This window comes from Pseudomonas sp. VI4.1, from assembly GCF_002029345.1.
Classification (GTDB): Bacteria; Pseudomonadota; Gammaproteobacteria; order Pseudomonadales; family Pseudomonadaceae; genus Aquipseudomonas.
Genome location: NZ_MULM01000106.1, coordinates 16206 through 28113 on the forward strand (window position 1 = coordinate 16206; position 11908 = coordinate 28113).

The window sequence follows — 11908 nt, forward strand, 5'->3', positions numbered from 1 at the left end:
TGCCGGCTGTTTTGTGCCATGAACCTTATGTCCATGGCCGCATTGCTGCTGGTCAGCCCACACGTGACGGCGCGGGTCATTGACAATACGAGTGAAACCATAGGTTCGGGAAATTCTGAAGATCGCTACCAGCTGCAGAACGGGGCGACTCTGACCGCCATCGACGCACGCACGTTCGATATCAGGGTCAGGAGCGGTTCTACCCTGACTCTCGACCGCAGCCACGTAACGGGCGATGGTTTTGACGATGGAGTCGGGGTCAGCGGCGGCACCGCGAATATTACCGCCAGCCAGATCAATGGCGGCACCAACGCAACGGGATTGTCCGTGGGCGACGGCCCGGACGGCACCACGAGCTCGAAGGTAACAGTGCTCGACAGCACCATCACCGGTGGGCGCAATGGCGGGTTGGTCAATGGTCGTAGCCAGTTGAATCTGGAGCGATCCTCCCTCGCCGGTACGAACCCCGAGGGTGCCGGGCTACTCATGTCCAGCGGTAACGCCACCGCCAGTTCCAGTTCCATTACCGGCGGCAAGAACGGCGTATGGATAGCGGTCAATCCCGGGATATCGGCGCCCAGCACATTGATACTGGACAACCAATCGAGCGTTATCGGGCAAAACGGGTCGGCCATCCTCGTCGATGGATTCAACGTCAGTACGCCATCGGCCAACATTGAAGTGCGCAACAAATCCACGCTGGAGGGCAGCAACGGCACGCTGCTTGAAGTCAATGGCGGGGGCTCGGCCAATCTGCTCGTCAGCAACAGCTCACTCGTTGGCAATGTCATTGTCGAGGCCGGCAGCGTCGGCACCGTACAGCTGGAAAACGCTGCGACACTCACCGGGCGCCTGGATAATCTCGAACAGCTGACGATCAACAGCGATGCCACCTGGGTGATGGTGGGCGATGGCGATATCGCCAGGCTGTCGATGGACGGCGGTGCAATCAAGCTCGGTGATCCGAGTGAGTTTTACACCTTGTCGGTAGGCTCCTTGTCCGGTAACGGCACCTTCATCATGGATGCCGACTTCGGCACCGGCAATGTCGACTTCCTTGACGTGACCGGTACTGCGACCGGTGATCACCGCCTGTTGATCGGCAGCAGCGGCACCGACCCGACCGCCACCAGCAGCTTGCATGTGGTGCATGCCGGCAGCGGTGACGCCCGCTTTTCGCTGCTGGGCGGGGCGGTGGATCTGGGAGCGTTCTCTTACGATCTGATTCAACGCGACAGCAACAACTGGTACCTGGATACCACCACTCGCGTCGTCAGCCCCGGCACGCGTTCGGTGTTGGCACTGTTCAACACGGCACCGACCGTCTGGTACGGCGAACTCAGTACCCTGCGCAGCCGCATGGGCGAAGTACGAATGGATGAAGGCAAGGCCGGTGGCTGGGTTCGCGCTTATGGCAACAGATTCGATGTGAGTGCCAGCGCAGGCGTCAGCTACCGGCAAACCCAGCAAGGCCTGTCGTTCGGTGCCGACGCGCCGTTGCCGATCGGTGACGGACAGTGGCTGGTCGGTCTGTTGGGCGGTTACAGCAAATCCGACCTGGACTTGGGCCGCGGCACTGACGGTACGGTCGACAGCTACTACGTTGGCGCTTACACCACATGGCTGGATCGCGAAAACGGTTACTACCTCGACGGCGTGCTCAAGTTCAACCGCTTCCAGAACAAGTCGGACGTTCAGCTCAGCGATGGCAAGAAAACCAAGGGCAACTACGACAACAATGGCATTGGCGCGTCCCTGGAGTTCGGTCGGCACATCACGCTGGACGACGGCTACTTTGTCGAGCCTTACACTCAACTGTCGGGCCTGATCGTCGAGGGTAAGGACTACGACCTGGATAATGGCCTGTCTGCCGAAGGCGACCGCACTCGCTCATTATTGGGCAAGGTCGGTGCGACGGTCGGGCGCAATTTCAATCTCAGCGCCGACACCGTGGTGCAGCCGTATATCCGTGCCGCCTATGCTCATGAGTTTGCAAAAAACAACCAGGTCAAAGTCAACCAGAACTCGTTCAACAATGACCTGTCCGGTAGCCGTGGCGAGTTGGGTGCGGGTGTGGCGATGACGGTCACCGACAAGGTATCGATCCATGTCGACCTCGATTACAGCAACGGCGACAAGATCGAGCAGCCGTGGGGGGCCAACGTCGGCGTTCGCTACAGCTGGTAACGGGACGATCACACCGGGGGCTCAATTGCGACTTCACGTTGCAATCGAACCCCGGGAAAACCCCGGTTTTTATCGTCCAACTGTCAGTTCTGTCAGTATCGAAAATCGACACCCAAGCGTTTAATGGCCATTCATGCCAACTGCGTGAAGAGGCCAGCGTTGCTGGTTCATTCTGCCTCTTCGCTGCCACGTGAGGGAGAACACCGATGCCTGGATCCGCACCCGAAACATCCCCTGAAAACGCCAGAGAACTCGTCGCGCCCCATGTGCCGGCTGCACTACCCGATGTCCCCGGTGGCCGACATCAACCTCATACCCGCCAGCGCTCTGGTTCAACCGTTGAAGGTCACCTTTCCCCTCTGGCAGAACTCGCTGCCCTCTGTAGCGTTTCCAGAGCGTGTCCGTATCTTTCTGGACGATGACGAGGTTGCCGCCAAACATTGGACGGTACACCCCATCCAGCCTGAGGATCTGTTCGTCAATATTCCCAGCGATAAGTGGGCGAACAGACAAGGCCCGCTGGTCTTGCGTTACGACGCAAAGAACTGGTCCGGCGATCCGGATAATCCGACGCAATCGTACCCTGTGACCATTACCATCGACACCCGCCCACCGATTTTGGCGGCGACCAGCAAGTTGCAATTTCCCCCTGACATTATCCCTCCCCAGCAACTCACCGCTTACTACCTTGAAGATGAAGACAAGGTAAGGGCTCATCTCCCTGCTTACACGACACCCAAGGTGGGCGACGTCATTGCCTGGTACTGGGACCGGAGCCTGTCCGGAACAACTCTCGGCGGCACCAAAGAGTTGAATGCCCAGGACTATGATCAGCCACTGTTCATTGATATCGGTGGTGACTGGATTCGCAGTCAGGATGACGGTGAACGATACGTCTGGTACACGATTACCGATCGTGCAGGCAATCCCCCCAGTGGCCTGTCACAGGTGCAAATGCTGATCGTCAAGGCTCAACCTCACCCGCGCAGTCTACCTCCCGCGAAAGTCGTTGAAGCCTCGGGCACTGGCTGGCCAGTGAGGGGCACGCTCGAACCCACCGATGCAACAGGAGGCGTTAACGTCATCTTGAATCCGGCGTCGGAGCTCTACCCGGGCGAAATACCCCAGGTGCAATGGGGGGTGGCACGTCAACTGGGTGCTTACCTTGCAGACCCGATCAGTGTCGACGAATGGAAGTACAAAATCCCGAAAGAGTACATGGCACCGCATTTTGGCAAGGCTATACCGGTTGTTTATCACTTTAAGGATAAGTTCGGCAAACCCCATGAATCAGTCCCCTACACCTTGACCGTTCTTAACTATCCGGCTAACAGGCTGCCGGCGCCTGAAAGCGCGGATGGTTTGCCTTTGAGTCTGGACAAGGTCCCACCGGAAGGTGCCAGTATCGTTCTCAGGCGTTGGCCATTCAGTGCGGGCCAGCAGCGTATCTCGATTTTTGTCGAGGGCATCGAAGACTCAAGCGGGAAGACTATCCGGTATGCTGCGCTGGATAAGCATGAGGTCACGCCAGCCCAGGCGATTGCGGGTATCGCCCGGGGTGAGGCACTGATGGCGAAAGCAGACTTCCTGTCCCGCATCAGGCTTGGATCGCAACTGACGGTAAAAGCCTATATCAGTTTCGACAACGGCCAGACCTGGAATGGGCAAGCCGCGCCCAATCCGGCATCAGCGCATTTGCCTTGGCTCAAAGTGACGCTGGTTGCCTGAAATCCCGTTGACGCAAGCCCTTGGCAGGGCTTGCGCAGGGTTATTGATAGGTGACAGTAAAGCTCAGGGCACCCTTGGCTACACCCCCCCGAATATCGACACTGTTTTCGGTTTGAAAGAACCGCGCGGTAAATGGCAGTTTTGTGGCCCCAGTAGGTTCGATTCTCTTTAACGATACTTGGGTGCCCAGTGGAACCGGGGTTATGCCGTCCTCGAGCATTATTTGAATGCCCATGCCGCTTGCCGTGGAGCCATTGCCCAATGTGAACACCCCGTTACTGCCGTCGTCCACGTGCACCGAACCTTTTGCCCCGTCCAGACGAATGTGTGCGGTGGCGACGTTACCGCCGTTGGGGTCCGACTCGCAGTCGCTGAGGGTGATGTCAAAGGGTATTGGGGTGGTGCCGTAGTTTTTGTGAGTGAAGTCCGATGCGGGCCAGGTGCCCAGATCTACAGGGTTTGCACTCACCGGATTGCCCAGCACGGTACATTGCGACTGTATGACGGTACCCCGGATCTGGTAATTGAAGATGGTGTTGAGGCCCGTCACACTGCCGCTGAATAATCTGCTGTTGAACACCTGCGTCCCCGGGGCAATAGGCCCGATTTTGATCAGCGTCACGTGGCTGGTCAATGAACTCAGGGGGATCGAGCTAGGAACGCTGTGGTTGACTTCAGCCGCAAAAGGCACGACAGGCGGCCCAATTGGCCTGAATTCGTTTTCGTAATCGCCCGAGTAAGGGAACCCTAACCGGATGCGGGCGCCGATGCCATTGTTGATGCCCGTTTCCAGGACCTTTCCATTAACATCTTCGCCATTTATCGGCGGCAAGGTACCCGAAAAAACCGGCGCGATGGAGCTTGCCTCGAATCTCAGCGGGTGGTTGCCGTCGTTGAAGCACTCGAGGCTCAAGCCTTCCGCATTTCTGGTAAAGGCAAATCTGTCGAACGTACCGATCAGACTCCCGGACCGCGCATCACGTGGCACATAGACTGTGCCCACATCAACGTTGAATGTCATGGGGCCGGGTGCGGTTCCCCAGTGGCAACCATTGGCTTCGTCCGACGCCGCTACAGCCGACTGCGCCATGGGGCCGACAGCAAGGGCCGTCAGGACGGTCAGATGTCGTATCGTCGCGTTCATGTTTTTTTTCCTGGGTATGAGGAGAATATTGCTCTGATCTAGAGGCACGACACTTCTTGCAGGCGATAACCCTGAGCCTGATCCATCGTTTGAGGGTCGATGCTCATTTGGCAGCGCTGCTCGCCTTCTTCGCCCCAACGCACCTCAAGTCGTTGCGGTTCGGCGCTGGTCGCCAGCATGACTTGTCCTGCCTGACCGACGACGCCGATGGTCTCGCCCTGAGCGTTGCTGATTTGTGCGCCGAACGGCAGTGGAAGACCGGTCGCCGTGCGTCCGGTGATGATCAGTCGACTGATCTTGCGCGCGGTAAAACTGGCTTTCACTATCGCGCCGCGTCGGGGCACAACCTGGGTCGCGCCATTGTCGATTTCCACTTCGGGACCCATTTGGTCAGTCTCCAGTGCAATCTGATTCGCCCGATAGGGCCGCAGGTAAGGCACAAGCGCATAACCGCGGGCATTGGTGCGCACTCCGGCGGCATTGGCGACGCTCGACTCCGGCGATATCCGGAACTTCGACCAGTCCGGCCGTTTCGCCCAGGTACGGACCCAGTTCGAGGCCGTCGGCGTGGAGCAGAATCGCACCACTGGCATTGAGTGAGAGGCTGCGATGGTCGCGGCCCTGGGTCAGGCCTGCACCCAGATTCCCGTGGGGTGTCTGGTAACCAGCGGCGAGCGTGGCGGATTGCTGTTGCAGATTATCGCGGGCCACGGAGGCCTGATAGCTGAGGCGGCTGTCATCGGTGTTGCCACTGAGACTGGCTCGCTGACTGTATGTATCGCCGCTTTTGAGCAAATCAAAGGTTGCGGTACTCGCACTGCCGAAGTCCAGAGGCATCGAAACGCTCAGACCTAATTGTCGATCACTGACATTGTCGCGGTCTGTGAGCGATTGGCTGGCAAACAGGTTATAGCTGACGCCCCGATGAAGGGTGTTGAAGTTGAACTGAAATTGCCTGCGCTCATAATCGCTGCGCCAGTAATCTTCCTGAGACAGTGTCAGGCCGAGAGAGCTCTGCTTGCCGATATTCTGGTAAACCGTTGCCTCCAGGCGACTGCGTCGGCTGCCGTGAAAAGCGGAATCGCGACTGCGCTGGCGCACGGCTTCGTCGAAGTCGCGGTAACCTTCCGTCGAGTAGCGATACCCGGCGAAACGCAGGTTGGTCCGGCTCTGAAACGACTTTCCGTACTTGATCGCGTAGCTCATGCCCTGCGTCGAATCGGTGTCCGAAGTATCAACCTCTGCACTGGAGTGAGTGACGTCGAAGGACAGAGCCCCCAAGGCGCCGATATCCTTGGCGACGCCGGCGTTGCCGGCCCGGTAAAACTCGCTGGCCATCAGGCCACCGTACAGGGTCGAGCCCCAACCGGTCCCCATGGCCAAGGTTCCCTGCCAAAGCAGAGGGTCTTCGAGCTTGGTTGACGCGTTGTAGCGTCCGACACTGGCGCTGTATCGCCAGGTCCCTTCGCGCAGGAGGCCACCGAGGGTGGCGTAGGGTTGGGTGAAACGGCGGACCTGCCCGTCGGCCTCCGTCACGACGATCTCGAGTTCGCCGCTGCCGCCGGCCGTACTCAGGTCATCGATTTCGTAAGGGCCGGCGCTGACATAGGTGGAGTAGATCGGATAGCCGTTCTGCAGCACCTCGACTTTGGCGCGGCTTAGCGCGACGCCACGGATGATCGGCGCATAGCTTTGCAGCACATCGGGCAGCATGCTTTGGTCCGAGCGGATAATCACGCCCTTGAGCGGCAAAGACTTGAATGCGTCACCCGGGGTGGATGTTTCGCCCAGGGTCAGGTTGGCGTTCATCCCCGGCAGATCCCGTTGTGCGTAGGCGTAGGCTCTACTCCAGCTGCGCTGCCCCTGGTCATCCTGGCGCAGGCTCTGGTTGGTGCGCAAGCGCCAGGGTCCCAGGTTCACGCCGCTGTTGAGGTACAGGTCCTGGCTGCTGGAATTGCCTGCGTAGCTGCTCCTGCCTTGTTGGGCCGAGGTCTGGTAATTGACGAAGGCGGCATTGATGCCGTAGTCCCACAGTTCGGGGTCAACCTGGCCGATCATGTCTCGCCGCATGGCGATTTGCGGGATTGAAACATCGAGGCGCAAGTCGTTGCCATGGAATTCGGTGGTGGCACTCGGGATAAGCGTCTTCAAATCGACGCAGGCGTTTTGCATCAGCGCCGGATCGGCCAGGCTCTCCAGCCGCACGCCGAACGCCTCCAACAGTTCCGCCGACAGGCAGGGCAGGAGTCGATCGCCTTCGGGGCTGAGTTCGAAATCTATATCGCGGCGGCCGAAATAGCGAAAATTGACCTGGATGTCGACCGCATACTGCCCCGGTCCAAGGTCTGCGCCGTTAGCCAGTGCATCCAAGGCCAGCGCACCCGCATCGCTGGCGTGGCTTGGGCTCTGGTGCATGAACCCGGCTTGAAACCCGGTGCCCGGAACGGCGTGCGCGGGCTTGATTTCCAATAAGGCGGTGCTGCTGCCGAGAACAAATAGCTGGATAAACCGCAGGCGAGTGAGCGCCAGTCGATGTCCGGGGAATAGGGTCATAAACGTTATCCTGACGGAAAAAGGCCGTGGGCAGCCCTCAAGGGCTCAACTGGATTGGCTGCAGCAGCGGTGTGCTGTAGCGCCGTAGTCGTTGATCGCCGCAAACTCCACTTGCAGGCCTGAAGCCGCCTTGATTCCGTCCAGGGCATAACGCTGGCTGGCGAATGGCCCGACCATCTCGGCGCTCGTAAGCTTTTGGCTCTGACCGGCGCCGCTTACATCGATACGGCTGAAGGAAACATGGAACGGGGAAGGGTTGTGGACCTGTAGTTGCGCTTGACCATCAACCTGGCGGATAGACCATTGCAGGTCTTTGAGGTGGATGATGGAATGGCCTTTTAGTTGAGCGGGTCGATAAAACAGTTTGATCCGGGTGCGCAGGGCGATATTGAGTACGTTGCCTTCGTTGGCTGTGACCTGCGGAATTTCCTGGACATTGAAGTAGAAGACCGACTCCCGATCCGACGGCAAGCTGTTGGGCAGCCCGTTGATTTGCACCTGTTGCTGTTTGCCGGGATTGAGCCGGAACAAGGGTGGCGAGGGTATGAACGGCACAGCGGTAGTCGTATCGTCGGCCGCGGTATTGACCCAGGTTTGCACGGCGAAAGGCCTGTCGCTTGGGTTGGCAACGATTAATGAAACGCTGCGCTTGTCGCTCTCGAATACCACTCGGGTACTGCTGATGGTCAGAGCCGCCTGGCTGGCGGGAATATGGGCCGCCAACATGAACAAGGTCATGCAGGCGCCCACGGCTGGCCGGCAAGCGGCAACCTGTTTGATCAAGCCGAACATGGGAAATACCTTTTGCCTGGACGTGGAGCACGTATCCGAGCGATTGTCAGAGTGCCCCCGCCAGCGGTTACAGGCTGTATGTCGACGGGGGCCAGGGGTGTATCAGTTCACGGCGACGCTGAACTGGATGTCTGCGGAGGCTGCGCCTGGAGTCACTGCAGCCGCAATGGAGCGATAGGTGGCGTAGAATCGCAGGTCGGTCGGACGGTCAGCGTTTATCGAGTATTCGTCGCTTTCCGAGCCGGGAGCCAGCAGCTTGTTGTTAGCATCCCTCAGTGCGATTGCAACGCCTTGGGCTTCCGAGACTGCAAAATAAGTGTCGCTAGAATCCGGACGGCCGGAGAAAGTCACCGTGGCGACGTTAGGGTTACCTGGATCCAGAGCACAACCGGTGCCCCCATGGACACGCAAGTCGAAGATTTTCCCACCGTATTCTTGACCGATGGCAGTGAAGCGGCTGGCCTCGACCCCGACCATTTTGACCAGGTTGCCGGGGCTGCCGTCACCAGGGTTGATCACCTCGATCGGGCAGGTGCTGCTGGTAATCATGCCTTCGAAGTTGATCGTGCCAGTGTTGGCGAGTGCCGAAGTGCCGGCGAGGCCGGCGGCCAGGCCGATGGAGATAGCGAGAAGCGCTTTTTTCATGTCAATAAATCCTGTTATGACAGCGGTCGTAGTTTGAAGCGCGAGACATGACCGGGTAGTGTGTAGAGGGTAGGGGTAAAGTGTCAGATGTCTCGGCGGGAGGGATGTTAGGGGGCGGGGCGGGGGCGGTATATGAGAGAACTCTCAATATTATTTGCACATGAATGGAAGGCGCAAATGCGAGCGCAAGTGCTATTCAAATGAATAGCACTTGGCGTCAAAGTTAAATTGCGTGTGTTCGTCTAAGTTAGACTGTGCGAATCGTTAATGCCGCGTTATCGTACTCTGGGAGGTGCATTCCGTCAGACCAGAACCGTCTAGAACTCATTGTCCAGTTGTCGTTGGGTTGGCTGGTTAAAAGTTCTTTTGGAAGGCGCAGGTCTGGAATGTTGTGTTCAAGTGCACTCATCGTTTTTTCAGAAAACGGCCTCGCCGTAGCTCTCGGCAAATTAAAATCGGTTTGTGGAAGCGCGTTCATCGTGTTTGGCGAAAAAGGCGCAACCGTGGCTCGCGGCAAACTAATGTCGGAATTTTGAAGCGCGCTCATTGTGTTTTTTGAATAAGGCGTAGCCTTGAATCGCGGCAAACTAATGTCGGAATTTTGAAGCGCGTCCATCGTCCTTTGTGAAAAAGGACTGCCAGCCAAAGGATTAATGGCGTCTTCGGCTCTTTGCAACAGATGCCGGGAAGCCTTCTGTCCCACCCCCCGGGTCAACATTCCGACCCCCATCTCGGCAAACCCGGCAATCAACGCTACGGTTCTCGCGTCATTCGCAGTTTTTTCATCGCCGATGATGCCTGCGGTCAACGCCGTTTGCCCTGCTAACATGCCAATAACGCCAAAAAACACCAGCAGTGGGTTACCACTGAACAGGGACATCGTGGAAAAGCCAATTCCAGCAATATCCCAAGCGACACTATGTCCGGTCGGATCACTGAAATTAATCGGATCGCCCAGGCAGTACTGATACGGATTGATCCCGCCAGCACCAAATGGGCTTTCGTTGTCCGGGCTGTGAAAACGCATCAGGACCGGGTTATAGGCTCTATAGCCACGGCCGAGCATGTACCAGCCGCCGGTTTCTTCGCAGACTTCACCATTGAAAGCCAGCAGGCTCTGCAGCGAACTGTCGCCGCTGCGTTCGCCATAGGCATTATAGGTAGCGGTGCGCAGTTCGGTTCCCTGGCTTTCACCCACTACACTGTGTTTACCGTCGGTCATTAACAGCAAGGTCTGCCCGGCATCACCTGATTGTTGTTGAGCCAGCGGCTGATCCTGGTTGTAGAGATATTGCCGGTGGATATCACCTGTTACGGTATTGCTCAGGCGATCGTTCTGATAAAAGCGCAGGGTTTCTTCGCCCGAACGCGTAACGCCGAAGAGGTGGTTGTGGCTGTCGTAGCGATAGGTCGTCTCGGCAACTCCCAGCGCAGGGCTGACGTCAAGTAAGCGCCCCTGGCTGTCATAGTGCAGGTGACGGCCTTGTTCGTCGTTGAGCATGTTGCCGTTCAGATCGTATTTGAATTCAATACACTGTGGGACGTAGGAGGGGTGGCTGTGGCTTACGCTTTTCAACTGGCAGGAATCGTCAGGCCCATAAGTGAATTCGGCGTGGTCAAGGGTGCCGTCTTTAAAAACGGTCTGGCATTCCAGGATATTGTCCAAGGCATCAAAGATGAATATTTGTTGGGTGATCTCATGACCGTAACGGTCCTGGGGCAATTCATCTCCTGAATAAATATGAATATTCAGGCGGCCCCGCGCGTCATAGAAGAACTCTTCGAGGAGCAGGCTTTGACTGTCTGTTTTCAGATGGCGAGTGGACAGTCGATCGTCGGTTTGCCAAGTCTGGCTGATGGTTCGGGTCGGCTTGTCGCTCACCTTCAAGGTACGCAGGATTTCGCGACCTTGATCGTCGAATTCAAGTTCTGTGGTCAGTGTTGTGTTGGCTAGGGTATCGGTGCAGAGGGTGCGGCACAGACGGCCGCAAGGGTCGTACTCGAATTCGGCCAGCAAGCTCTCCTGACAGATATTTTCAAGTCGCGCCGTAAACTTCCCATAGGTATATTGACACTGGATATCGTTGACATCCGAGCGTGCCAATTGTCGCCCCTTCAATGAGTGGCTGTACCCGGTAGTCCAGGTTTTGCCATCCAGCTTCCAGCGATGTTCAGTTAAATTGGCCGCACTGTCGTAATCGAACCCATGGCTACCCTCGCTGTTTTGCGAAGCATCCAGGCGGGCGGTCTTGACGTCATAGTCAAATAGCAATTGTTCACCCTCATGGGAGTTGACTGCGATGGGTTGATCTGGCAGCCCTGGTGTATAGACGTACTCGATAGCCTGTTTCGCGGGAGTAATGCGTCTACTGACCCGCCGCTGACTGGCGTTGTATTCATATTCCTCGATACGCGGGCCGACGATGAGTCGGGTCAGCCGTTCGAGGCCATCGAACGCCTGGACGCCAGCGAGCACGGGAAGTTGCTGCGAGTCGACGGGTGTCACCTTCAACGTGATGGGGAGTTCCCCGCTGCTATGCGGCGCATAGGTCCGCTCGATCACATCGTCATTGGGTAATGTTGTCTTGATCATGCGGTTAAACATGTCATACACATAGGCTGTCTTGTAGCCCAGGGCATCGAACTCATGGGCCGTACGCCCCAGGCCATCATAGTGATAGCGGTGCTCGCTGTACGGCTCGGCTAGCGGGTCGCTCGGTTCGTCGCCTTGTTTGTAACGCTTGACGTTGTCGGGCTTGTCAAACAGGTTGTTGTGGGTGACGGTCTTGCCCATGCCCTCGATCCAGGTCGTGGTGGTCTGTGTGATCGGGTCGCTGACCTCGTGCTCCTCGACCCCGT

The 11908-nt window shown here is 57.6% G+C and carries 5 protein-coding genes and 2 pseudogenes; 2 read left to right on the forward strand and 5 right to left on the reverse strand.

Going from position 1 to position 11908, the window contains the following annotated elements; all coding sequences use genetic code 11:
• Window positions 1-18 precede the first annotated feature (18 nt).
• Window positions 19-2187, forward strand: a complete 2169-nt coding sequence (locus tag BZ163_RS05855; protein WP_256578951.1) for an autotransporter outer membrane beta-barrel domain-containing protein — start codon at window positions 19-21, stop codon at window positions 2185-2187.
• 294 nt (window positions 2188-2481) lie between these two features.
• On the forward strand, window positions 2482-3915 hold the full coding sequence (locus tag BZ163_RS05860; RefSeq protein WP_128870143.1) for a hypothetical protein: 1434 nt from the start codon (window positions 2482-2484) through the stop codon (window positions 3913-3915).
• Window positions 3916-3955: 40 nt separating this feature from the next.
• Here BZ163_RS05860 and BZ163_RS05865 read toward each other — a convergent pair whose 3' ends face one another.
• The 5 genes and pseudogenes from BZ163_RS05865 to BZ163_RS05885 form a co-directional block, all read right to left on the reverse strand.
• Window positions 3956-5059: a fimbrial protein gene (locus tag BZ163_RS05865; RefSeq protein ID WP_128870144.1), complete on the reverse strand. Its 1104-nt coding sequence runs from the start codon at window positions 5057-5059 to the stop codon at window positions 3956-3958.
• 38 nt (window positions 5060-5097) lie between these two features.
• Window positions 5098-7612 (reverse strand): annotated as a pseudogene (locus BZ163_RS05870) (fimbria/pilus outer membrane usher protein).
• A 37-nt stretch (window positions 7613-7649) separates the two neighbouring features.
• Window positions 7650-8404 (reverse strand): annotated as a pseudogene (locus BZ163_RS05875) (molecular chaperone).
• 102 nt (window positions 8405-8506) lie between these two features.
• A complete protein-coding gene (locus BZ163_RS05880; RefSeq protein ID WP_128870145.1) occupies window positions 8507-9049 on the reverse strand; it encodes a fimbrial protein in 543 nt (180 codons plus the stop codon).
• Window positions 9050-9296: 247 nt separating this feature from the next.
• The coding region (locus BZ163_RS05885) for an RHS repeat domain-containing protein (RefSeq protein ID WP_218190498.1) at window positions 9297-11908 on the reverse strand (2612 nt) is incomplete at its 5' end.